Origin of the sequence: Natronococcus jeotgali DSM 18795 (genome assembly GCF_000337695.1) — an archaeon.
Lineage (GTDB): Archaea > Halobacteriota > Halobacteria > Halobacteriales > Natrialbaceae > Natronococcus > Natronococcus jeotgali.
In genome coordinates this window covers 17,255-40,534 of sequence record NZ_AOIA01000161.1, presented here as the reverse complement: position 1 = coordinate 40,534, position 23,280 = coordinate 17,255, and the positions used below count along the sequence as shown (strand labels likewise).

Here is a 23,280-nt window from a genome sequence, read left to right as displayed (position 1 = left end):
GTCTCGAACAGTGGACTTTATGTGATTCGTCCCGGATCGTACCAGACGTGACGTCTCACAAGCCACCTCTGTACCGGACTCATCGGAGCGCCGGGGCGGACTTCACCGACTTCGGCGGGTGGGAGATGCCCGCCTCGTTCGATTCGATACGCACCGAACACGGCGCAGTGAGGGACGCGGTCGGACGCTTCGATATCAGCCACATGAGCGAAGTGGTCGTGCGCGGACCCGACGCGGCCGCGCTGACGAATCGCCTGACCACGAACGACGTGCGCGAACTGGAACCCGGCGACGCGCAGTACTCGTGTATTCTGAACGACGAGGGCGTGATACTGGACGACATCGTCGTCTATCGCTACCCGGAGCGGGACGGGTACCTCTTCGTCCCGAACGCGGGGCACGGGGAGCAGATGGCGACCCGGTGGGAGGAGCGGGCGTCGACGCTCGAGTTCGATGCGACCGTCGAAGACCGGACCGAAGAAACGGGAATGCTCGCGGTTCAAGGGCCCGACGCCGTCGAGGCAGTCGAGTCCGTTACGGCCGACTCCGTGGCGGACCTCTCCCAGTTTACGGCGCGACGAACGGAAATCGACGGCGTGAGCTGTCTGGTCGCCAGAACCGGGTACACCGGCGAGGACGGGTACGAGATCGTCTTTCCGGCGGCCGACTCCGAGACCGTCTGGGCCGCGTTCGACGGGATCCAGCCGTGCGGGCTCGGCGCTCGAGACACGCTCCGATTGGAGGCGGGACTGCTCCTCTCGGGTCAGGACTTCGATCCCGATAGCGAGCCTCGCACGCCGCTCGAGGCCGGGCTGGGGTTCGTCGTCGACTTCGAGAAACCGTCGTTCGTCGGGAAAGCGGCGCTCCGCGAACTCGAGGAGACGGGCGTCGACGAGCAAATCGTCGGGCTCCGAATCGAGGACAGGGCGATCGCGCGACACGGGTACGCGATAACGGACGGCGACGACGAGGTCGGGCACGTGACAAGCGGCACGATGAGTCCGACGTTCGACGTGCCCCTGGCGCTCGGATACGTCGATACGGAGTACGCCGCGGACGGAACGGAACTCGGCGTCGAAGTTCGTAACCAAACCGTGGATGCGACGGTGGTCGACCAGCGCTTTCTGAACACACTCGAGGCCGATACCTGATACGATGGACTTCGAAATACCGACCGAACTACGATACGCCGAATCACACGAATGGGCGGACGAGCGAACGGACGCGGTGCGAGTCGGCGTCAGCGACTTCGCACAGGACGAACTGGGCGACATCGTCTTCGTCGAGCTTCCCGCCGAAGGGGCGGAGCTCGGAGCGGGCGAGGAGTTCGGCGTCCTCGAGAGCATCAAGGCGGTTTCGGATATCTACGCCCCCGTCGCCGGGACGGTCGTCGCCGCCAACGAGGCGGTCGTGGACAGCCCCGAACTCGTCAACGAGGATCCGTACGGCGACGGGTGGCTGATCGAGGTGGAACCGGCGGGGGATCTCGAGCACCTACTCGACGCGTCGGCGTACGAGGAGACGATCTGAACCGATGAGTTACCACACCCAACTGTCGCGGACGGAGGAAACGGAGACGGAATCGACCGGGAGCCCGTTCGCGCCCCACACCGAAGCCGACGTCGAAGCGATGCTGCGGGCCGTCGACGCGGAGTCCGTCGAGGAGCTCTTCGACGTTCCGAACTCGGTTCGGTTCGACGGCGAGTTCGGCATCGAAGCCGCGTCGGAACGGGAGGTCGTACGGAGCGTCGTGGAGACGCTCGGCCGGAACGAATCGGCTACCGAGTTTCTCGGGCGGGGACACTACGATCACTACGTTCCGTCGCTGGTCGACCACCTGGCCGATCGCTCGGAGTTTCTCACCTCCTACACCCAGTACCAGCCCGAGATCACGCAGGGCTTTCTGCAGGCGCTGTTCGAGTACCAGTCGCTTCTGGTCGAGCTGACCGGTCTGGAGGTCGCGAACTGCTCGATGTACGACGCCGCAACCGCACTCGGCGAGGTAGCGACGCTCTCCCGGCGCGCCCGGAGCGTCACCGGCGACCGCGTGCTCGTTCCCGACGCGCTTCGCGACGAACGGCGAGCCGTCCTCGAGAACTACGTCGGCGGAACCGCCCTCGCCGTCGAGGAGTATCCGACCGCCGCCGGCGTCGTCGACCCCGACGACCTCGAGGACGCCCTCGACGACGACGTCGCGCTCGTTTACGTGGAGAACCCGACGACGACGGGGCTCATACAGGACCGCCTCGAGGCGGTCGGGGAACTTCTGGCTGCCGACGACGTACTGTTCTGTCTCGGCTCGGATCCGATCGCCCTCTCGTTGCTCCGGACTCCAGCCTCGATCGGCGCCGACGCGGTGATCGGCGACGCGAGCGTCCTCGGGCTGGGCACGGCGTACGGCACGAGCCTGGGGCTGTTCGCGTGTAAGGAGGAGTACCTTCGGCAGGTCCCCGGTCGGCTCGTCGGCGCGAGCCGCGACGAGAGCGGCCGCCGGGCGTACACGCTGACGCTTCAGACGCGGGAACAACACATTCGCCGCGAGCGGGCCACCTCGAACATCTGTACGAATCAGGCGTGGGTCGCGCTCCGAACCGCGATTCACGCGGCGGTTCTGGGGCCGGACGGACTCCTCGATCTCGCGAAGGAGTGCCACCGGTTGCCGGAGGTCCTGGCGAGGGAACTGGACGCGATCGAAGGCGTCTCGGCGCCCGTTCGGGACGGATACCACTTCCGCGAGTTCAGGGCGACCGTCGAGCCCGATGCGACGGAGCTCGTTTCGGAGCTGTACGCGGAGGGGTTCGCCGTCCACGCGATCGACGCCGATACGATCCAGGTCTGCGTGACCGACGCGAACGAAAATCGGGCGGCGGAGCTCGTTACGGCGATTACTGAGGTGTTAGACTAGTGCAACGACACGAGCAGGCGGTCTGGAACGAGACCAGTTCGGAGGGGTACGAACCGCTCCTCTCGGAGAAGGATCGAACGACGATCGACGTCGAATTCGAGGAACTACCCGACGAGCTTACCAGAGAGTCCCTCGAGCTGCCGGCGCTCTCGGAGCCGGAGGTCGCTCGCCACTACACGCGGCTCTCGCAGATGAACTACGGGATCGATAGCGGTCCCTATCCGCTGGGGTCGTGTACGATGAAGTACAACCCCAAGTTTACCGAAGACGTCGCGGCTCGCTCCGAAGCCGCGGTACACCCCGATCGACCCGAAGAGGCCGTTCAGGGGACGCTACAGCTCTATCACGAACTGCAGGAGTACCTCGGACGGATCGGCGGAATGGACGCGGTGACGCTGCAGCCGCCGGCCGGGGCTGCTGGCGAATTCACGGGTATCCTGGTGGCCAAAGCGTATCACGAGCGAAACGGCGACGGGGAACGACGGTCGGAGGTGATCGTTCCCTCGAGCGCCCACGGGACGAACTTCGCCAGCGCGGCGATGGCCGGGTACGACGTCGTCGAGCTACCGGGCGACGACGACGGCCGCGTCGACCTGGAGGCGCTGCGATCGGCCGTCGGCGAAGAGACCGCCGCGCTCATGTTGACGAACCCGAACACGCTCGGTCTCTTCGAACGCGACATCGAGGAGATCGCGAGCGTCGTCCACGATGCGGGCGGACTGCTGTACTACGACGGGGCGAACTTGAACGCCCTGCTCGGTCGCGCTCGACCCGGCGACATGGGGTTCGACATCATGCACTACAACGTCCACAAGACCTTCGCGACGCCCCACGGCGGCGGCGGTCCGGGGGCCGGCCCGATCGGCGTCACGGAGGAGCTGGAACCGTTCCTCCCCAGTCCGCAAGTCGAAGCGAGAAACGGGACGTACGAACTGGTCGAACCGGAGCACTCGATCGGGAAGGTCCACGGCGCGATGGGGAACTGGCTGGTGTTGCTCAAGACCCACGCGTACATCCGCCGACTGGGCGATGCGGGGCTGAGAGATACCAGCGCCAAGGCGGTCCTCAACGCGAACTACCTCGCTTCGCAGATCGATCTCGAGATCCCGTTCGGACCGTTCCACCACGAGTTCGTCGCGAGCGCGGGCGAGCGAGACGCGGCGGAGTTCGCGAAGCGGATGCTCGACTACGGCGTTCACCCGCCGACCACGAAGTGGCCCGAGATCGTCCCCGAGGCGCTGATGACGGAGCCGACCGAGGCGGAGAGCAAGACGACGCTCGATCAGTTGGCCGCCGCGTTCAACGCCGTCGCCGACGAAGACGAGGAGACCATCGCGGCCGCGCCGGAGACGACCAGCGCCCGCTACATCGACCAGACGAGCGCCGCCCGGAGCCCGCGGCTCTCCTGGCACGCGCTGTCCGACGACGCGTAGGAACGGATCCGTCGCCCTTTTCTTGCCGTCGAAGGCAGGAACCGGGCGCCTCGAGGGCGTCCAAACGCTCCGGTCGCCGTGACCGAACGGAGCGACGCCGTTCGACGGCGAGAGCGCCCGTGGTGACGAACGGTCCCGTTCGATCCGCTTCGCGAGGTCGGCGAACCGCCAGTCTCGATCGATCACGAGCGCTCGAGCGATAGCCTCGGCCGAAGGGGTGTCGTACCGAAACGTGTTTGAAAAATTTCTGTTCGTCGTATTTCCAATACTACTGATGTGTACTCAGGGTGGCGAGCGAAAGACGGCGCGATAGTTCCGCGATCACGAGAGAAAACGCGCTGCCGAGCCTGTACTTCAGTTATATCGGCCGAAGTCGGCTCGAGAGCCGAGAACGATCGAACGGGTCGAGAACGGGGACCGAGCGGGACCCGAGCTGCGCCACACCAGTGTCTGAGATGCTCTCAGTGGATCGTGTCCGCGCGTAGCGCGGAACTTCTCGTCGGACCCGATTACCGACCACGATTCGGAGTTTCACTACTTACATATCGAATCGTAGTATACTAGCTATCGAATATGTTCTAATACCTACGCGGTGTGCAGCGAGAAGTCGGATTCGAGAGCGACGCGGTCGTCGAGCGTCCCGGGAAAGAACGGGGGCTGTGGCGGGCGGTCGATCGACCGGGGAGCGCCGCCGATACGAGGGCACTTAGGTCTCTCTCGAGAACACCGACGCATGCAGCTACCACCGATCGGACTCGGTACGATGGGGATCGAGAACCCCGACACGATCGCGACGGCGCTCGAGTGCGGCTACGGACACCTCGATACGGCCCAGATCTACGGGAACGAGGCCGTCGTCGGGGAGGGGCTGGCCCGCAGTTCGGTCCCCCGCGAGGACGTCGTCGTGGCGACGAAGGTGTGGGCCGACAGCCTGGCGCCCGAAGACGTCCGCGAGACGACCGCGGAAAGCCTCGAGCGACTCGGCCTCGAGGGCGTCGACCTGCTGTACGTCCACCGTCCGATCGAGGCCTACGAGCCCGAGCGAACGCTACCGGCGTTCGACGACCTCTCTCAGGAAGGGACGATCGGCGCCGTCGGTCTGAGCAACTTCTCGGTGTCCGAACTCGAGACCGCTCGAGAGACCCTCGAGGCCCCGATCGCGGCCCACCAGGTCGAGTACCACCCGCTGTACCAGCCCGAGGAACTGCTCGCAGACGCCCGGGAGAACGGCTACCCGCTGGTCGCGTACTCGCCGCTGGCGAACGGCCGCGCGGGCGAGATCGACGCGGTCGTCGACGTCGCGAAGCGCCACGAGACCAGCCCCGAGGCGGTCTGTCTCGCGTGGCTTGACGCCAAAGAGGGCGTCGTCCCGATCCCGAAGGCCAGTAGCCGCAACCACCTCGAGGCGAACCTCGCGGCGCTGGAACTCGAACTCGAGGACGACGAACTCGCGCGGATCGACGCCGTCGAGCGAACCGAGGAACTGTTCCCGGAGTAGTCTCTCGAGGGTCGGTCGACCGACGTGCGGTAGCACGCGCCGTACGGCGACGAGTCCGCGTCAACCGTCCGGGGAGCGAGCGAACGGGTTGGCGGGGGTCTCTCGCCGCGAACGCGCGCGTGGATTCGTCGATCGTACCAGAATCCCTACGTTCGCTCTGGTCGACTCCGGTACCATGTCCGAAGAGACGCCCGCGACACGGAGCGTTCGTAACGCGTTCGACCGCCGTCGATTCCTCAGCGGAACGGCCGGGATCGCTGCCGGTGTGGCTGCCGTCCCCGCGCTCAGCGGCGTGGCAGCGGCGCACTTCCCGGTCGAGCTGGATATCGACGTCCAGCCCGGAAACGAAGACAACGTCGTCGACCTCGACGAACACGAGGACGTTTCGGTCGCGGTCCACCCGTCGACGTTCTTGAACTCGGACGGCGAGCGAGAACGGTTCGATCCGACCGAGCGGGAGGTCGGCTATCGCTTCGGCTCTCGAGGCGCACTCGACGACGGGGAGGGCGCCCGACCGGTCGACGACGGCGAGGTCACGACGACGGAGCACGGCGACCGGGAGCAGACGACCGACGTCCTCACGCTATCGTTCCCGGTCGAAGAGACGGGGCTCACCAGCGGGGACGACGACGCCTGGCTCTACTGGGAACGCGACGAGTCGGGCGAACACGGCTACTCCGGCGTCGATACCGTCTCGGTGCACGGCGGCACCCCGTCATTCGAGGATCTGCTCGAGCTCCTTCGACGACTGTTGGGAACCGGACGCTGATCGCCCCGCTCGACCGGGCGGCGTTCCCGGGAATCCAAACCCTTGTTTCCTCGCGGTCACTCGAGACGAACGATGACCGACCTCGCCGATTCGCCGGCCGTGCGCCGGCTGGCCGACTGGGACCACGGGCGACTCGAGGGCCTCGCCGACGAGTACGACACGCCGCTGTACGTGATGGATCTCGACCGCGTCAAGGAGAACTACACGCGCTTCGCCGCGGCCTTCCCCGACGCCGAGGTCATGTACGCCGCGAAGGCCCACACCGGGAAGGCGGTCCTCGAGGCGGTCCTCGAGGCCGGCGCCGACATCGAGTGTGCGGCCTGGGGCGAACTCCAGCGCTCGATCGACGCCGGCGCGGACCCGAACACCTTACAGTACACCGCCGTCAACCCGCCGGATCACGACCTGGACTACGCCGCGGACCTCGCGGAAGAGGCGCCCGGGCTGACGATCACGATCGGCGCGACCGACACGCTCGACCGACTGGCCGAGCGCGGTTACGACGGCCGGATCGCGATCCGCATCAACCCCGGGATCGGGACGGGCCACCACGAGAAGGTCGCCACGGGCGCGGACGCGAAGTTCGGCATCCCCTACGAGCGGGTGCCCGAGGTCGCCGACCGCGTCCGCGAGGAGTTCGAGCTGGTCGGGCTCCACGCCCACGCCGGCAGCGGCGTCCTCACCGAGGGCCTCGAGGAGCACTGCCGGGCGATCGAACGGGTCGGCGAGATGGCCCGCCGCGTCGGCGACGACGAGCTGGAGTTCGTCGACGTCGGCGGCGGCTACGGCGTTCCCTACCGCGAGGACGAAGAGCCCCTCGACCTCGAGCGGACCGCGGAGATGGTTCGCGAGGCCGCCGGCGAGCTCGAGGCGACGCTGAAACTCGAGCCCGGACGGTACGTCGTCGCGGACGCGGGGCTCATCCTCAGCGAGGTGAACACGATCAAGGAGGCGCCCGACGCGACGGTGGTCGGCGTCGACGCCAGCCTGGCGACGCTGATCCGCCCGGCGATGTTCGGCTCCTACCACCCCATGCTGAACGTCAGCGCGCCCGACCGCGATTCCCACCCCGTCACGGTCGGCGGCCCCGTCTGTACCAGCGCGGACGTCTTCGCCCACGATCGCCCGGTCGCCCGGCCCGAGCGCGGCGATATCCTCGCGATCGGCAACGCGGGATCCTACGGCTACGAGCTGGCCAGCCAGTTCCACTCCCAGCCCCGACCTGCGGAGGTCGCACTGGAGAACGGCCAGTCTCGCGTCGTCCGCCGCCGGGAGAGCCTCGAGGACGTGACGCGGGTCGAGCAGTAGCGACTGCAATCGAAACCGGACTGTCGACACGTCCTACCGGTCGACTGATAGCTTTAGGCGACTGGAGCCCGTAAGTCGGCGTATGAGCACTGTGACCGATCGACAGTCGAGTCGAGGGACGAGGCTCCCGGTGCCCCGGGTGGCCGGGCTCGCGGCGGTGCTCGGCACCTGGATCTTCTGGTCGGGCGTGTTCTTCACGGGCTTCGGCTGGATCGTCACGAACAACGTTCTCGTCGGAGCCGTCATCGCCACGCTGGCGGCCTACACCGCGGCCCGTCCGACGGGCGGGCGGCTCCCGAGCCTGGCGGGCCCGGTGGTGATCGCGATCCTCGGCGTCTGGACCGTCGCGGCGCCGTTTTTCTTCGGGGTTCCGAGGGACATCCTGTTCTGGAGCAACGTCGTCGCCGGCGCGCTCGTCGTCGTGCTGGCGCTCGTCGGCGTCTACGGCGTCGTCTCGGGGACGGGTACCTGAGCCCCCCGTTCGATCGCGATCGCGGCGCCCGCCCGGTCCCGGTCGCCGTTTCGCACCGCGAAGGCGTGAGCTTATGTCCCGACGTTCGAAACGTGTCGGTAGCGACGAACCGTCGCTCGAGGACCCATGAGCTTCGACATTCCCACCTTCCACGCCGAGGCGGTCCGGACCCCCTCTCACGAGGACGTCTCGGCGATGCGCGACCTGCTGCTCGAGACGCTGCGCGAGGCCGGCCACGAACCCGACGTCGACGCCCGCGGCTCCGTCCTCGCGACTCGGGGGGACGACGACGGGCCCCACTACGTGCTCAACACCCACTTCGACACCGTCGCGCCCCACGTCCCCTACGAGCGCGACGGCGAGGTCGTCTCCGGACGGGGCGCCTGCGACGCGAAGGGGCCCCTCGCCGCCCTGCTGGCGGCCTTTCTCCGCGCGGAGCCGACCGCGGGACGGCTCACGCTAGCGCTGACCCCCGACGAGGAGACGCTGATGACCGGCGCGGCCCACCTCGAGGAGACGCTGTCGGCGGACGGCTACGTCGTCGGCGAGCCGACGGGCCTCGACGTCTGTGTCGCCGCCCGCGGACAGTGCGAGGGAACCGTGACGGTCGAGGGCGAGGCCGGCCACGCGGCGAGCGTCCCCGCCGAGCGCAACCCGGTGTTCGGCGTCGCCGACGTCCTCGCGGCTCTACGGCGCTACGACGATGACGTCGGTCCGGACCCGGACCCGGTGCTCGGCGAGCCGAAGCTCACGCCGTCGGGGCTCGAGGCCGGCGACGCGCCCAACCGCGTCCCGGGGCGCTGTCGGATCACGTTCGACCGACGGAACGTCCCGCCCGAGACCAGCGACTCGTTTCGCGCGGCCCTCGAGTCGTATCTCGCGGCGCACACGCCGGACGAGCTCTCGACCTCGGTCGAACTGATCCGCCCGGATACGCCGTTTCCGGACCCGTTCGTCACCGACGAGGACGATCCGCTGGTGCGGGCGCTCGCGGACGCCGGCGGGGGCGAGGTTCGCCCCTTCGGCGCGGCGACGGAGGCCTCCTTCTTCGCGGCGGACGCCCCGACGGTCGTCTTCGGGCCGGGCGTGCTGGCCGACGAGGCGGGCGCGGTCGCCCACGCCCAGCGCGAGTACGTTCGGCTCCCCGAACTCGAGGCCGCGGCCGACGCCGTCGAACGGACCCTCGAGACCCTCCTTCGGTGAGCGGTTCGGACACGACACGACTCGCCGTCGGGACCGGGAGCGGTTCGCGGGGCGCCGTCGCCGCGGGAGCGGACGACGGACGAGGCGCCGCTTACCACTTGATCGAGATGTACAGCAGGGCGATCAGACAGACGATCCCCACCAGAAACAGCAGGATCGTGGCGATCTCGGGAAAGAGATACTCGATCATGGCCGACGGTTAGCGACGCCCGCTCAAATCAGTACTGATCGGCGGGGTCGGCGACGAATCCCGGACGGAGCGCCTACTCCCGATCCTGGGCTCCGACCAGCTCGCTCGCGACGCCCGTGTAGTCGGCGGGGGTCAGCTCGCGCAGCTCCGCGCGAACCTCGTCCTCGACCTCGAGCTCGTCGAACAGCGCCCGGAAGTCCTCGAGCGAAACCCGTCGGCCGCGGGTCAGCTCCTTGACCCGCTCGTAGGCGTCGTCTTTCCCCTCCCGACGCAGGATCGTCTGGACGGCCTCCCCGATGATCTCGGGGGTCGACTCGAGCTCGTCGCGCATCACCCGCTCGTTGGGGACGACCTTCTCGAGGCCCGCGGCGGTCTTCTCGTAGCCGATCAGGCAGTGGGCGAGGGCGGCTCCCATATTTCGCTTGACGGTCGAATCGGAGAGATCCCGCTGGAGCCGCGAGGTCGTGACGTAGTCGGCGAGAAAGGTCAGGTCCGAGTTGGCCTTCGAGAGGTTCCCCTCGCTGTTCTCGAAGTCGATCGGGTTGACCTTGTGGGGCATCGTCGAGGAGCCCGTCTCGCCCGCGACGGCCTCCTGGCCGAGGTAGCGATCGGAGACGTAGAGCCACATATCCCGGTCCAGATCGAGCAGCACGTCGTTCGCACCGCCCAGGGCGTCGAACAGCGCCGCGAGGTCGTCGCAGGGGTTGACCTGGGTCGTCAACGAAGTGAACTCGAGGCCCAGATCCTCGACGAACGCCTCGGCGAAGGCGGGCCAGTCGACGTCGGGGTAGGCCGCGACGTGGGCCGCGTAGGTCCCCGACGCGCCTCCGAGCTTCCCCGAGAGGTCGTCCGCCGCGTTCCGGATCCGACCCGTCGCGCGACCGAGCCGCGCCGCGTAGACGGCCAGCTCCTTGCCGAACGTCGTCGGCGTCGCGGGCTGGCCGTGGGTGCGAGCCAGCATCGGCAGGTCGCGGTGCTCGCGGGCCATCTCGGCGAGCGTCTTTCGGACCCCGTACAGCGTCGGCAGCACCACCTCGTCGACGGCCTCGGCCAGCAACAGTCGGTGGGCGAGGTTGTTGACGTCCTCGCTGGTCAACCCGAAGTGGATCCAGGGGCCCGCGTCGCTGCCCTCCGGGAGGCGGTGGCGAAGGAAGTACTCGACGGCCTTGACGTCGTGGTTGGTCGCCTCGTACTCGCCGTAGCCGTCGGTCTCGAGGGTCTTGATCAGTCGCGCGTCCTCCTCGGCGAAGTGCTGGTACAGCCCGCGCAGGTGTTCGCGGTCGTCCAGCGAGAGCTCCAGGGGCGTCGCCTCCAGGTCGGCGAGGGCGATCAGGTACTCGACCTCGACGCGCACGCGAGCGCGCATTAGCGCGGCCTCGCTGGCGTACGGCGAGAGCCGCTCCGTTCGTCCCGCGTAGCGGCCGTCGATCGGCGAGACGGCGTACAGCGCGTTGGTGTCGGTCATCGTTCCGATCCTTTCCAGCGGGGTGGAAAAACGTATCGAAACGGGGAGCCACGACTGTGCATATTTCTTCGGTATGTCGAGGAAATGCTGCCGCAATAATACTCGATGATGTATAACTCGCCGATCGAGACCGCAACGGCTTTCCCGGTCGCGGGCGCGGATTCGACCATGACCCGAATCGCCGGACTGGCCGGCAACCGTGGGCGCAACCTGTTGAACGTCGCCGACCGCCGACCCGGCGGGGCCGAACTCGCCGTCGTCCTCTCGAACGATCCGGAGGCGCCGGTTCTCGAGGCCGCGGCCGAGCGCGGAATCGCCACCGAGGTCGTCCCGCTCGAGGACGGGATGGACCGCCGCGAGCACGAACGGGCCGTCACCGAGGCCCTGGCCGACCACGAGTTCGACCTGGTCTGTCTGGACGGCTACATGCGGATCCTCTCGGATACCTTCCTCGAGGCCCAGCCGACGACGCTGAACGTCCACCCCTCCCTGCTGCCCGCCTTCCCCGGCGCCGACGCCTGGGGCGACGCCCTCGAGGCCGGCGTCTCGGTGACGGGCTGTACGGTCCACGTCGTCACCGACGCGACCGACGACGGGGGCGAGGTCGTCGAGAGCGAGGTCGACGCCGGCCCGATCGTCACCCAGGAGCCGGTGCCGATCTACGAGGGCGACGACGAGGAACGGCTGAAGGAACGGGTCCTCCGCGAGGGCGAGTTCCGCGCGTACCCGCGGGCGGTGAAGTGGTTCGCCGAGGGTGCGGTCGATGTGGATCTCGAGGCGGGCGAGGTCTCGGTCGACGCGGACGTCTCGAGCGCCCCCGACGCCGAGGGCCTGCCGTCCCGCCGCATCGTTTCGAACGACCGCGCCGACACGCTGCGCTACGGCGAGAACCCCCACCAGGACGCCGCGGTCTATACCGACTCCACCTGCGACGAGGCCAGCGTCGTCCACGCCGATCAGTTGAACGAGGGCGCGAAGGCGCTGTCGTACAACAACTACAACGACGCCGACGGTGCCCTGAATCTCATCAAGGAGTTCGACGAGCCCGCGGCGGCGGTGATCAAACACACCAACCCCGCGGGCTGTGCGACGGCCGATTCGCTCGCCGAGGCCTACGAGCGGGCCCTGTCGACGGACCCGATGAGCGCCTTCGGCGGTATCGTCGCCCTCAATCGGGAGTGCGACGCCGAGACCGCCGAGCTGGTGATCGACTCGTTCAAGGAGGTCGTCGTTGCGCCGGGCTACAGCGAGGACGCCCTCGAGACCCTTCGCGAGAAGGAGAACCTGCGGGTGCTCGATGTCGGAGAGCTGGGGGAGCGAACGGACCGGTTCACCGAGAAACCGCTCGTCGGGGGGCGGCTCGTCCAGGAGCGAGACCTGCAGTCGATCACCGCCGACGACCTCGAGGTCGTCACCGAGCGCGAGCCGACGGACGAGGAACTCGAGTCGATGGTGTTCGCCTGGCAGACGCTGAAACACGTCAAGTCGAACGGGATTCTCCTCGCGCAGGGGACCGAGACCGTCGGCGTCGGGATGGGACAGGTCTCCCGGGTCGACGCGGTCCGGCTGGCGGCGATGAAGGCCGACGAACACGCCGAGGGGAAAGACGCCGAGGGCGCCGTGATGGCCTCGGACGCCTTCTTCCCGTTCCCCGACGGGATCGAGGAGGCCGCCGAGGCGGGGATCGAGGCCGTGATCCAGCCCGGCGGCTCGGTCAACGACGACGACGTGATCGAGGCCGCCGACGAGCGCGGGATCGCGATGGCGTTTACGGGGCAGCGGTCGTTCCGCCACGATTAGCAGCCGCGAGCGAACGGCGCGAGCGAGCGGTTTTTTGGCCCAGATTTTTGCGCGAGCGGCGACTGACCGGAGAAGGAGCCCGAGCGGAAAAAGGTGGACGCCGCGATGGCGTTTGCGGGCCAGCGGTCGTTCCGACACGACTGAACGGGCGGGGAGGCAGGGGCTCGTCGAGGCCGTTCGAGTGCTCTCGGTTCGCGGGACTCGAGGATCACAGCGACGATAGCGGTCGCTCGCGAGTAGTAGAGAGACGGGGTAGGCCAGTCAGCGGTGGCCGCGCGTGGAAACCACGCGGGCTGAAAGGTAGCCGACTGGCCGTGCCGTCTACCCGCACCTCTTCGCTATCGCTACAAAACACCTCCGGTACGCGGACGCGGCCAGCGTCGACGCCGAACCCCCGCGCCTGCGGTTATCGAAACCGATCCCGAAGCCGACGCCACAGCGCCTCCGGAACGGCCTGGTTTCGCTTGGCCATGATGACGGCGCCGTCGGCCTCTCGAGCGATCGCCTCGGGGACGTCGCCGACCAGCGCCCGCCGGAGGAACCAGCCCTCGGCCGCGCCGACGACGGTGACGTCGTGGCTGCTCGAGCGCTCGACGATCGTCTCGACGACCGACCCCTCGAGGACGATCTGTCGGACGGATTCGACGGCACCCAGCGCGGGCGCGGTGCGATCGAGCAGCGTCCGCGCCTCGGCGACCGTCGCCTCCTCGCGGTCGGGGACGACGGTGACGAGCTCGATCCGCGCGTCGTGGGCGCGGGCCAGCGCCCCCGCGGTCTCGGCGGCGAACTCCGTGTTGGGGCCGCCAGCGACGGGAACGAGGAGTCGATCTGTCGTCATCGGTGACGGTATCGTCCGCCGACCGCTTAACCGCCACCCACGACTCCGCGTCGGTCCGGTCGGCGCTTCGGGGCATCGACTCCGTCGCCCGATTCCGATCGATCGACTTTTAGGTTTTTAGGCTAGCCTAATTCGCATGGACGAAACGCGTTCGTTCGAACGAACCAGACGGGAACTCCTCGCGGCAGGTGTCGCTGTCGGTACCGGGGCGACGGCCGGCTGTGTCAGCGAGACCGAAGGCGGCGACGAGAACGGAACGGCGGCCGCCGACTCTCACACCGCGACGCTGGCCCCGGCGGGCGAAGTCGAGTTCGACGCCGTCCCCGAGGACGCCCTCGTCACGTTCCCGCAGTACACCGATATGATGGTCGCGCTCGGCCACGGCGAGGCGGCGAACTCGCTGTTTTCCCCCGAGATGGCCGGACCGACGATGAACGCCTTCTACGACCGCCTCGAGGGCGTCTCCTTCGAGTGGGAGGAGCTCCCGAATCCTCTCGAGCAGGGGCTCGTCAAGGAACAAGTCTACGAACTCGACAGCGACGTCCACTTCCTGGATCCGTCCTACGTCCTGACCACGGAGGACGGCTGGAGCGAGGCCGACCTCGAGGAGATCGCCGACGCGGTAGGGCCGTGGTTCGGTAACTTCCACAGCGGCGTCCACAGCGAGCCCGCCGACGCCTACGCCGACGGCTACGAGTACTACTCCCTCTGGGAGCTGTTCGAGCGCGTCGCGGCCGTGTTCCGGGAGGGCGAGCGCTACGACGCGCTCGCGGCCGTCCACGACGACCTGCAGTCGACCATCGAGTCGAACCTGCCGCCGGAGGACGAGCGGCCGACCGCCGCGCGGGTCACCCTCGGCGACGGCGAGTTCTACGCGTACCACCTCAACGCGGACGGCTTCTGGCAGGCCGACACGCGACCGCTCGGCGCGCGCGACGCCCTCGCCGACCGCGAGTGGTCGGGCGACTGGGGCGTCATCGATTACGAGGCGATGGCCGAGGCCGACCCGGACGTCGTCCTCCACCTCTGGGGGATCACCCCCCAGTACGATATCGCGAGCGTTCGCGAACGGCTCGAGGACCACCCCGTCGGCGCCACCCTGGCGGCCGTCGAGAACGATCGGGTCGTCGCCGGCGGGATGCGCTACCAGGGGCCGCTGATGAACCTGTTCCAGCTCGAGATGACCGCCAAGCAGCTCTATCCGGAGCGGTTCGGCGAGTGGCCCGGCCACTCGTCGGGCGAGTCCTACCCCGAGATCCCGGCAGAGGAGCGACTGTTCGACCGCGAGCGAGTCGCGGAGATCGTCGCCGGCTCGTCGTAGTCGGCTGGCTCGCGGCGCTTCCGATCTGGATCGGCGGAACCGAGAACGGCGTCAGTCGTCGGCGGGAACGGCTCGCTGGCTGTGGTGGCCGGCCATCGCGAGGACGTCGTCGAAGAAGTCGAGGGTGTCCTCGGGACCGGGGTTGGCCTCGGGGTGGTACTGGCGGGTGAGGATGTCGTGTTCGATCCCGTCGAGCCCCTCGGGCGTGTCGTCGTTGACGTTGACCTGGGTGACCTCGAGGTGCTCGCCCGGCTCCGCGACGGCGTAGCCGTGGTTCTGGGTCGTCATGACTACGCGGTCCGACTCGAGGTCGAGTACGGGCTGGTTGACGCCGCGGTGACCGAAGGTCATCTTCTCGGTACTCCCGCCCAGGGCCTCGGCGACGATCTGCTGGCCGAGGCAGATGCCGGCGATCGGCACCTCGCCGACGGACTCCTCGACGAGTTCGATCGTCTCCTCGAAGTTGACCGGGTCGCCCGGGCCGTTCGAGACGAACAGGATGTCGGGATCGACGGCCTCGACGTCCTCGACGCCGGCGTCGTAGGGCAACACGTGGACCTCGGCGTCGCGCTCGAGCAGCGAGCTGACGATCGAGCCCTTCGCGCCGCAGTCGACCAGGGCGACGGTCGCGCCGTCGTTGTCGGCGCCGTGGACCTCGACGTCGTCGACGCTGACCTGGGCGCCGATCTCGGTGTGTTCGCTCATCTCCTTGCAGGCCTCGAGCTCGGCCAGGGCGTCCTCCTCGGTGACGTCCTCGCCGACGGCGATGCCACACTTCATCGCGCCCTCGTCGCGGATATCGGTGACGACCTCGCGCGTGTCGAGGTGGTCCATCGCGGGGACGCCCTCGGACTCGAGCCAGTCGGCGACGTCGTCGGTCAGCTCCCGGGAGAGCACGGCCCGCGGGTGGACGCGGTCGTCCTCGAAGCGCTCCTCGCGGACGCCGTAGTTTCCGATCAGCGGGTACGAGAAGGTCAGCACCTGCTCCTCGTAGGAGGGGTCGGTCAGGCTCTCCTCGTAACCGGTGTACGCCGTCGTGAAAACCAGTTCGCCACGAGCCGTTCCCGGAGCGCGACCACGTCCCTCGATCACGTGGCCACCCTCCAGCGCAACGTAGGCAGCTGTCATTACGAACTACGTATTGGATAGCCGGGCATAAGTGTTGCCTTCGAAACTCAGTTACGAATTTCGTAATCGGTAAGTGCGGGTCGCCCGTAGCGACGCATCTCATGGACGAGCTGGACCGAGAGATCCTCGACACGCTGCGGCGGGACGCCCGCACGCCGTACACCGAAATCGCCGACGAGGTGGGAACGAGCGAGGGAACGGTGCGAAACCGCGTCGAGCGGATGATGGACGAGGGGGTGATCGAGCGCTTTACGATCTCGACGCACACGGGCAACGTGAAGGCGATGATCGAGGTCAGCGTCGCCGTCGACGTCGACACCAAGGCCGTCTCCGAGCGGATGGCCGAGTGGGAGGAGGTCGACTTCGTCTGGATGGTCTCGGGCGAGCAGGACATCGTCCTCGTCGTCGACGCGGCCGACACCCGCGGCGTCAACGACCTCATCACGAAGGCCCGCGACCAGGACGAGGTCGTCAGCACCCAGACGCGGCTGATCCTGGACGAACAGCTCGGTTAGTCGGGGCCGTCTCGAGGGTCGCTCGAGCCGTCGGTTCGAACCGGGTCCGTTCCCTCGTCGCCGTCCTCGCCGGGGGGCTCGCCGACGCCGGGCGTCGGCGATTCGATCGCGTCGATCACCCGCTTCTGGCGGTGGATCGCTCGATACCCTCGCCTGAGCAGCCGATCCAGCGGCGATCGCGAGACCCGTGCCTCGACGCGCCCGTCGCGGATCGCGTCGGCGACCGCCTCCGGGGTGAGCCGGTTTGCGTCGACGACGGTGTGGGCCCGGCCGACCTCGAAGGGGTAGTGCGCGTCGCTCCCGCCGACCAGCGGCAGCCCCCGGTCCTCGGCCAGCCGCTCGACGAGCGGGCGCGAGCGCGGGTGTTTGCCGTTGACCTCGATCGCGTCGAAGGGAACGTCCTCGACCTCGCGGACCGTGCTGTTGCGAAACGGGTGGGCGACGATCGCCGCGCAGCCCCGGTCGTGGGCCAGTTCCACCGCCTCCCCCGGCGTGAGCTCGCCGGGCTCGGTCTCGGCGGGGGGATCGGGACCGACGACCAGGACGTGACCGCGGTCGGTCGTGATCTCGATCCCCGGCAGCGTCGCGACGTCGGCGGGCGGATTCAACCGGGTGTAGTAGTCGTGGTTCGTCGTCGCGACCCCGTCGAGACCGCGGTATCGGGCGGCTCGAGCGAGCAGTCGAACACCCAGCGGATCGAACCGATCGCCCAGCTCCCGACGACCGTGGAAGAACCGCGTGTGCGCGTGCAGGTCTACGGCGTACATACGAGTGCATACGCCGGGGGGCCTCTTTTGCGCACGCCCGGCATATCTCGTCGCATGCACGTGGACGACGCGACCGAACGGGTGCTCGTTCTCAACCCCGTCAGCGGTAGCGAGGATCACGTCGAGGACGTCGTCGAGCTAGCGACCGAACGCGGGTTCGACGTGCGAAAAACCGAGGCGGCCGGCGACGGGCAGCGGCTCGCGCGCGAGGCGGCCGAGGAGGCCGACCTCGTCGCAGCCGCCGGCGGGGACGGAACCGTCAACGAAGTCGTCGACGGGCTCGCGAGCGCCGACGGACTCGAGACGACGACCGTCGCCGTCGTACCGGCGGGGACGGGCAACAACTTCGCGTCGAACATCGGCCTCGAGGGGATCGAGCACGCCTTCGACGTGATCGAGAACGGGCGACGGCGGACGATCGATCTGGGGACCGCGAACGACCGAACGTTCGTCAACTCCTGCGTCGGCGGGATCACCGCCGAGGCCAGCAGCGAGACCTCCGCGGAGGGGAAAGCGGAGTTCGGCGTCCTCGCGTACGTCATGAACGGGATCGAGACCGTTCGGTCGTTCGAATCGCTTCCCCTGCGGGTGGAGACCGCCCAGGGACCGAGCGGCGAGGTCGCCGAGTCCTGGACCGGCGAGGCGATGTTCGTCCTGGTGGGGAACTGCCGCCGATTCTCGGGGACGCGGACCGCCCAGGCCGACGTCGAGGACGGGCTCTTCGAAGTCACCATCGTCGAGGACGCCGGCGCGCTCGACCTGCTCGGCGAAACCGCCCTCGAGCGGCTGTTCGACCGCGGAAACGCCCACGTCGTCCGGCGGCGGACCCCCTCGCTCACGATCGAGAGCCTGCGGGACTCGGTCGAGTACAGCCTCGACGGCGAGATGCTCGAGACCGAAACCCTCGACCTCGAGACGGAGTCCGCGGCGCTGACGATCGCCGTGGGAGATGGCTACCGTCCGAATCCGGACGACGACGATCGGTGGCCGTTCGGCGCCTGATACCGCCGCGACGGCGCGTCCCGATCGGAGCCGATACTGGTTTCAAGACCCGCTGTGATTGTGCGGGTATGAGTACGTCACGGGACGAGGACCCCCACAAAAACGCACGACAGGACGTCATCGCCGTCGACGAGGACGACGCCGAACTCGAGCTCGTCAACCGCCTCGAGGCCCACACCGGCGACGGGATCCGCCACCGGGCGTTCACCTCGATGGTCTTCGATCAGGAGGACAACGTCCTGCTGGCCCAGCGCGCCCCCGACAAGCGCCTCTGGGGGACCCACTGGGACGGCACCGTCGCCTCCCACCCCGTGCAGGGCCAGAGCCAGGAGGAGGCGACCCGCCAGCGCCTCGAGGAGGAACTCGGCGTCACCCCCGACCAGTACGACGACCTGCGGGTAACCGACCGCTTCGAGTACAAGCGCTACTTCGAGAACGCGGGCGTCGAACACGAGGTCTGTGCCGTGTTGCAGCTGACCCTGTCGGACCGCACGCTCGAGCCCGACGAGGAGGAGGTCGCGGGCCTGATGTGGGTTCCCTACGAGCGGCTCCACTCCCGTCCCGAGTGGTACCGCCAGCTTCGTCTCTGCCCGTGGTTCGAGATCGCGATGCGTCGGGACGTGCGCTCGGAGTAGCGGCGACGGACAGTTTCGATTTTCGAAGCGGCGTTACGATCGGCCCAACCGCGTTCGGACGGCCGAACGCGGGTTAGCTGCGGCCTAGTCGACCGGGTCCGCCTCGAGCGCAACGCCCCCGGAGGCCCCGGTCGTCGGAATCGGGCGCTCGGCCGCGCGGGCCGAACCGGGGCGGTTTAGCGGCAGTCCACGCCGAAGTTCTGGGTCACGTACAGCCGCCCGTCGTCGGCGACGGCTGCGCCGATCCCCTCGGCGGTCCAGGACGTCGAGAGGATGTTCCGTCGGTGGCCGCTGCTTTCCATCCACTGGTCGACGCTTCGCCGCGCGGCCGCGGTCGGGGACTCGTCGCTCGCGTAGTTGTACAGGATGTTCTCGGCCCATCCACGGCAGTCGACGTCGAATCGGTCGTACCGATCGGTCATCGTCTCGCCCTCCGGGGAGGTGTGCGAGAGGTACCCCCGCTCGGCCATGTCCCGGCTGTGGGAGTCCGCGACCGTCGCGAGGTCCTCGCGAGCGGAGAGCGCCTCGAGCCCGCGCTCGGCGCGAACGGCGTTGACCCGGTCGTGGATCGCCGCCTCGACGGCGGCCTCGTAGTCGGAGTCGGCCGCGGCGGCTCCGCTCGTACCGGCGGCGCCGAGCGCGGCGCCCCCGAAGGCGAGGGTTGCTGCGTTGCGGACGAACGATCGTCGGGTATCGCGTACCATAGTTCCCCATCGATCGCTACTGAAGCTTTACTATATTCGAGCTAACATCAATGGGGTAACCATAAGATTCGACGATAGTTGCAACTCGGAGAAAGTGGCGGGTGCGACGGGAAGAGAAACGCGATCGGGATCGTCGACGCCTCGAGTCAGGGCCGGGTCGTCGCCCAGACGGCCGTCACGGCGAGCAAAATGGCCGGAGCCAGCGGCAGCGCGATCAGCGCGAACAGGTAGTCGGTGGCCGGGGGCCACAGCAGGATGATCCCCGGCGAGACGATAAAGGCGAAGAGAACGACGGCGACCAGCGTCCAGCCGCGCCAGTCGAACTCGCGGTCGGACGCCTCGGGGTGGGCGGGGTCGTCGACCCAGTCGGCGCCGTCGCTCCCCTCCCGGCGTTCGCTCTCGTCGTCGAAGCTCGAGGGGTCGTGAACGTAGCCGCCGTCGTCGCTCGAGGTCACAGTCGAACGTTTCGAGGCGACCGCCAAAGCAGTCACGGTTCGCGGGGGCGGCGCTTCCGGACCGTCAGAGCTCGCTGTCGGGGCGGACGACGACCTTGCCGAACCCCTCCCGGGACTCGATGATCTCGTGGGCGCGGGCGGTCTCGCTCATCGGGAGCACCTCGCGAATCGCGGGCTCGAAGGTGCCGTCCCAGACCAGTTCCATCACGTCGTCGACCTGACCCGGCGTTCCCATCGTCGAGCCGATGATCTGCAGCTGGTTCCAGAAGATCCGCGGGATGTCCGTCTCGGGGTTCCCGCCCGCGGTGCCGCCGCAGGTCACCAGCCGGCCGTTCTTCGCGAGGCTCTTGATCGAGTCGCGCCAGGTGCCCGCGCCGATGTAGTCGACGACGACGTCGACGCCGCGGTTGCCCGTCTCGCTGCGGACCCACTCCGCGAAGTTCTGTCGTTCGTAGTTGACGACGTGGTCTGCCCCGAGCTCGCGGGCGTGGCGGAGCTTCTCGTCCGTGCTGCCGGTGGCGTACACCTCCGCGCCCGTGTAGTCGGCGATCTGGACGGCCGCGTGACCGACGCCGCCGCTGGCGCCCAGTACGAGGACCTTCTCGCCGGCCTCGATGTCGGCGCGGTCGATCAGCAGCCGCCAGGCCGTCTGGAAGACCAGCGAGGTCGAGCCGGCGGTGACCCAGTCGACGCCCTCCGGCACCGGAATGAGGTTGTCCTCGGGGACGGCGGCGTACTCGGAGTGGACCCCGGTGACGTGCTCGCCGATCAGGTGGAAGTTGACACACAGCGTCGGATCGCCGTCTCGACAGAACTCGCAGTTGCCGCAGTTGACGCCGGCGGTGAGCGCGACGCGGTCGCCCGGCTCGAACCGGGTGACGTCCTCGCCGACCGTTTCGACGACGCCCGCCATGTCACTCCCCGGCACGTGGGGCATCTCGAGGTCGAGCGTCGGTAGCCCGCGGCGAACCCAGACGTCGAGGTGGTTCAACGCGCCCGCCTTCACGTCGACCAGCACCTCGTCGCGGCCGACCTCGGGATCGGGGTAGTCGCCGTACTCGATCACGCCGGTGTCGCCGTGCTCGGTGACTTTGACCGCTTGCATACACCACCTCCGACGGAAACGACCGGCATAACAGTTAGGCCAGCGGAACGAACGCGCCCGTTTGCGAGCGCTTTACCCGCTCCCGGCCGAACGGGACGCATGACCGAATCGGAGAACGGGACCGACCCGATCGGCAGTCCGGTCGGCGTCGGCCTCGTCACCGTCGCGACGAACCGCCCCGACGCCACCGGCGCGGGCGGAGAGGAGATCGCCACCTACTTCGAGGGAAGCGACTGCGAGGTCGCTATGCGGGAACACGTCAACAAGGACTACGACACGATCCAGTCGGTCGTCTCCCGGCTCGTCGACCGCGACGACGTCGACCTGATCGTCACGAGCGGCGGGACAAGCGTCGAACCCGCGGACGTGACGCCCGAGGCCGTCGAGCCGCTGGTCGAGAAGCACCTCACCGCGTTCAGCGAACTGTTCACGACGCTGGCCTACCGGGAGTTCGGGACCCAGGTCGTCGCCGCGCGGTGTTTCGCGGGCATCGCCGACGAGGTGCCGGTGTTCTGTCTCCCGCCCAGCCGGGACGCGGTCCGGCTCGGCCTCGAGGAGCTCGTCCTCCCGGAGGCGCGCCAGCTCGTCACGCTCGCTCGCGGGGACGAGGAGGCGTCCTCGGAACCCGAACCGGACGCCGTCGGACCGGAGGAAACCGATGCCGACGAGTGACGGCGCCGACGGCGAGAAGGGGGCGATCCGTGAGCGGATCTGGGACGACCTCGAGGACGGCGGCGTCGCCCGGTTCCCGTTCCCGCCCCACGGTCGGATTCCGAACTTCGCCGGGGCCGACGAGGCCGCCGACCGACTCGCCGACCAGCCCGAGTGGGCGGCGGCCGAGGCGATCAAGGCCAACCCCGACGCGCCCCAGCTCCCGGTTCGGCGACGCGCCCTGCGCGAGGGCAAGACCGTCTACATGGCCGTCCCGCGCCTGCGCGAGGAGCGGTGTTTCCTGAAACTCGACCCCGACGTCCTCGAGGACTACGACGCGGCGACGACGGTCTCGGGCTCCGCGGAGCACGGCGAGCAGGTCGGCCCGGAGGCCGTCGAGGAGATCGACCTGATCGTCTCGGGCAGCGTCGCCGTCACGGAAACGGGCGATCGGATCGGCAAGGGCGAGGGGTACAGCGACCTCGAGTACGCCGTCCTCCGGGAGCTCGGACTCGTCGACGAATCGACGACCGTCGCGACGACGATCCACGACCGACAGCTGCTCGAGGAGGGGATCTCGGCCGGCGACCACGACGTCTCGATGGACCTGGTGGTCACGCCCGAAACGGTCCGCCGACCCGAGGACGGCTCGCAACCCGAGGGGATCGACTGGGAGCTGCTCTCGGAGGAACGGCTCGCGGAGATTCCGGTACTGAAACGGCTGCGAGACGCTCGGCTCGAGGAGTAGCGTCGAGAGAGCCATACCGGGACACGGTGGGTGTCCCGAAAGCAACGCGACGGTGACGCGGGCCGGTGCAGGGAGCCCGCCTCACCCATCAAGCGGATAACGGTATGGCAATGTGGGGGAAGGGTGCTGTGGTGGGGTTGCTGGAAGTCACGGGGTTGGCAGATCGGTGCCACTTGGTGGGGTCTCCCGTCGACCTCCGTCCGTTCGTACCGGCGGGAACCACTTGAACGGGGGAGTCGGTATAGCCGTCTTACGGCCAGTTCCCGCAGGCTTAACTCGAGTTCATCCGCGCGGAATCGTCCGGGAGACCGTTTACAGCGGCCGCGGGCGAGTAAGCGGTCGTTACGGGAACGGTCCCGTTCGATTCG

General features: G+C 68.3%; 23 protein-coding genes. 16 read left to right on the top strand and 7 right to left on the bottom strand.

Annotated features, from left to right (window positions below):
* Positions 1 to 47: 47 nt before the first annotated feature.
* The 9 genes from gcvT to C492_RS19725 all read left to right on the top strand — a co-directional run bounded on the left by gcvT (position 48) and on the right by C492_RS19725 (position 9,588).
* Positions 48 to 1,151 carry a glycine cleavage system aminomethyltransferase GcvT gene (gcvT, locus tag C492_RS19765; protein ID WP_049893208.1) on the top strand — a complete coding sequence of 368 codons (1,104 nt, stop codon included), beginning with the start codon at positions 48 to 50 and terminating at the stop codon, positions 1,149 to 1,151.
* A gap of 4 nt (positions 1,152 to 1,155) precedes the next feature.
* Positions 1,156 to 1,530, top strand: a complete 375-nt coding sequence (gene gcvH / locus C492_RS19760) for a glycine cleavage system protein GcvH (RefSeq protein ID WP_008426908.1) — start codon at positions 1,156 to 1,158, stop codon at positions 1,528 to 1,530.
* A 4-nt stretch (positions 1,531 to 1,534) separates the two neighbouring features.
* Entirely contained in the window at positions 1,535 to 2,905 is a 1,371-nt protein-coding gene (gene gcvPA, locus C492_RS19755) for an aminomethyl-transferring glycine dehydrogenase subunit GcvPA (RefSeq protein ID WP_008426906.1), read from the top strand.
* Complete coding sequence (gene gcvPB, locus C492_RS19750; protein WP_008426905.1) at positions 2,905 to 4,338, top strand: aminomethyl-transferring glycine dehydrogenase subunit GcvPB; 1,434 nt, start codon at positions 2,905 to 2,907, stop codon at positions 4,336 to 4,338. The genes gcvPA and gcvPB overlap by 1 nt, the downstream gene beginning before the upstream one ends.
* A 733-nt stretch (positions 4,339 to 5,071) precedes the next feature.
* Complete coding sequence (locus C492_RS19745; protein ID WP_008426903.1) at positions 5,072 to 5,836, top strand: aldo/keto reductase; 765 nt, start codon at positions 5,072 to 5,074, stop codon at positions 5,834 to 5,836.
* A gap of 175 nt (positions 5,837 to 6,011) precedes the next feature.
* The gene (locus tag C492_RS19740; protein WP_008426902.1) at positions 6,012 to 6,605 is read left to right on the top strand and encodes a hypothetical protein; all 594 of its coding nucleotides are present in this window, start codon (positions 6,012 to 6,014) and stop codon (positions 6,603 to 6,605) included.
* A gap of 72 nt (positions 6,606 to 6,677) precedes the next feature.
* Complete coding sequence (gene lysA / locus C492_RS19735; protein ID WP_008426901.1) at positions 6,678 to 7,913, top strand: diaminopimelate decarboxylase; 1,236 nt, start codon at positions 6,678 to 6,680, stop codon at positions 7,911 to 7,913.
* Positions 7,914 to 7,995: 82 nt separating this feature from the next.
* The gene (locus C492_RS19730) at positions 7,996 to 8,385 is read left to right on the top strand and encodes an SPW repeat domain-containing protein (RefSeq protein ID WP_049893207.1); all 390 of its coding nucleotides are present in this window, start codon (positions 7,996 to 7,998) and stop codon (positions 8,383 to 8,385) included.
* Between the two features lie 126 nt (positions 8,386 to 8,511).
* The gene (locus tag C492_RS19725) at positions 8,512 to 9,588 is read left to right on the top strand and encodes a M20/M25/M40 family metallo-hydrolase (RefSeq protein WP_008426899.1); all 1,077 of its coding nucleotides are present in this window, start codon (positions 8,512 to 8,514) and stop codon (positions 9,586 to 9,588) included.
* A gap of 263 nt (positions 9,589 to 9,851) precedes the next feature.
* Here the strand turns inward: C492_RS19725 and purB are convergent, their stop codons facing one another.
* The gene (gene purB / locus C492_RS19720; protein WP_008426897.1) at positions 9,852 to 11,243 is read right to left on the bottom strand and encodes an adenylosuccinate lyase; all 1,392 of its coding nucleotides are present in this window, start codon (positions 11,241 to 11,243) and stop codon (positions 9,852 to 9,854) included.
* A gap of 168 nt (positions 11,244 to 11,411) precedes the next feature.
* Here purB and purH point away from each other — a divergent pair, with 168 nt between their 5' ends.
* On the top strand, positions 11,412 to 13,043 hold the full coding sequence (gene purH, locus C492_RS19715) for a bifunctional phosphoribosylaminoimidazolecarboxamide formyltransferase/IMP cyclohydrolase (RefSeq protein WP_008426896.1): 1,632 nt from the start codon (positions 11,412 to 11,414) through the stop codon (positions 13,041 to 13,043).
* Between the two features lie 406 nt (positions 13,044 to 13,449).
* Here the strand turns inward: purH and C492_RS19710 are convergent, their stop codons facing one another.
* The gene (locus C492_RS19710; protein WP_008426895.1) at positions 13,450 to 13,881 is read right to left on the bottom strand and encodes a universal stress protein; all 432 of its coding nucleotides are present in this window, start codon (positions 13,879 to 13,881) and stop codon (positions 13,450 to 13,452) included.
* Between the two features lie 136 nt (positions 13,882 to 14,017).
* Here C492_RS19710 and C492_RS19705 point away from each other — a divergent pair, with 136 nt between their 5' ends.
* A complete protein-coding gene (locus tag C492_RS19705) occupies positions 14,018 to 15,202 on the top strand; it encodes an ABC transporter substrate-binding protein (protein WP_008426894.1) in 1,185 nt (394 codons plus the stop codon).
* Between the two features lie 51 nt (positions 15,203 to 15,253).
* Here the strand turns inward: C492_RS19705 and carA are convergent, their stop codons facing one another.
* The gene (carA, locus tag C492_RS19700) at positions 15,254 to 16,330 is read right to left on the bottom strand and encodes a glutamine-hydrolyzing carbamoyl-phosphate synthase small subunit (RefSeq protein ID WP_008426893.1); all 1,077 of its coding nucleotides are present in this window, start codon (positions 16,328 to 16,330) and stop codon (positions 15,254 to 15,256) included.
* 101 nt (positions 16,331 to 16,431) lie between these two features.
* Here carA and C492_RS19695 point away from each other — a divergent pair, with 101 nt between their 5' ends.
* Positions 16,432 to 16,845, top strand: a complete 414-nt coding sequence (locus tag C492_RS19695) for an Lrp/AsnC family transcriptional regulator (protein ID WP_008426892.1) — start codon at positions 16,432 to 16,434, stop codon at positions 16,843 to 16,845.
* Here C492_RS19695 and C492_RS19690 read toward each other — a convergent pair.
* Positions 16,842 to 17,612, bottom strand: coding sequence for a PHP domain-containing protein (locus C492_RS19690; RefSeq protein ID WP_008426891.1), 771 nt, complete (start codon positions 17,610 to 17,612; stop codon positions 16,842 to 16,844). The two genes, C492_RS19695 and C492_RS19690, sit on opposite strands and share 4 nt — an antisense overlap.
* A 54-nt stretch (positions 17,613 to 17,666) precedes the next feature.
* On the opposite strand from C492_RS19690, the gene C492_RS19685 reads away from it, so the two are divergent.
* Positions 17,667 to 18,614 (top strand): diacylglycerol/lipid kinase family protein, encoded by a 948-nt coding sequence (locus C492_RS19685; protein ID WP_008426890.1) that lies wholly within the window; start codon positions 17,667 to 17,669, stop codon positions 18,612 to 18,614.
* 68 nt (positions 18,615 to 18,682) lie between these two features.
* Positions 18,683 to 19,249: an NUDIX hydrolase gene (locus C492_RS19680; RefSeq protein WP_008426888.1), complete on the top strand. Its 567-nt coding sequence runs from the start codon at positions 18,683 to 18,685 to the stop codon at positions 19,247 to 19,249.
* A 176-nt stretch (positions 19,250 to 19,425) separates the two neighbouring features.
* Here the strand turns inward: C492_RS19680 and C492_RS19675 are convergent, their stop codons facing one another.
* The 3 genes from C492_RS19675 to C492_RS19665 form a co-directional block, all read right to left on the bottom strand.
* Positions 19,426 to 19,953, bottom strand: a complete 528-nt coding sequence (locus tag C492_RS19675; RefSeq protein WP_008426886.1) for a CAP domain-containing protein — start codon at positions 19,951 to 19,953, stop codon at positions 19,426 to 19,428.
* 146 nt (positions 19,954 to 20,099) lie between these two features.
* The gene (locus tag C492_RS19670; RefSeq protein ID WP_008426884.1) at positions 20,100 to 20,408 is read right to left on the bottom strand and encodes a hypothetical protein; all 309 of its coding nucleotides are present in this window, start codon (positions 20,406 to 20,408) and stop codon (positions 20,100 to 20,102) included.
* A 64-nt stretch (positions 20,409 to 20,472) separates the two neighbouring features.
* Positions 20,473 to 21,513, bottom strand: coding sequence for a zinc-binding dehydrogenase (locus C492_RS19665; RefSeq protein ID WP_008426882.1), 1,041 nt, complete (start codon positions 21,511 to 21,513; stop codon positions 20,473 to 20,475).
* Between the two features lie 99 nt (positions 21,514 to 21,612).
* On the opposite strand from C492_RS19665, the gene C492_RS19660 reads away from it, so the two are divergent.
* Positions 21,613 to 22,185, top strand: coding sequence for a MogA/MoaB family molybdenum cofactor biosynthesis protein (locus tag C492_RS19660; protein ID WP_008426881.1), 573 nt, complete (start codon positions 21,613 to 21,615; stop codon positions 22,183 to 22,185).
* Entirely contained in the window at positions 22,172 to 22,912 is a 741-nt protein-coding gene (locus C492_RS19655; protein ID WP_008426879.1) for a 5-formyltetrahydrofolate cyclo-ligase, read from the top strand. Before C492_RS19660 ends, C492_RS19655 begins: the two co-directional genes overlap by 14 nt.
* Positions 22,913 to 23,280 lie beyond the last annotated feature (368 nt).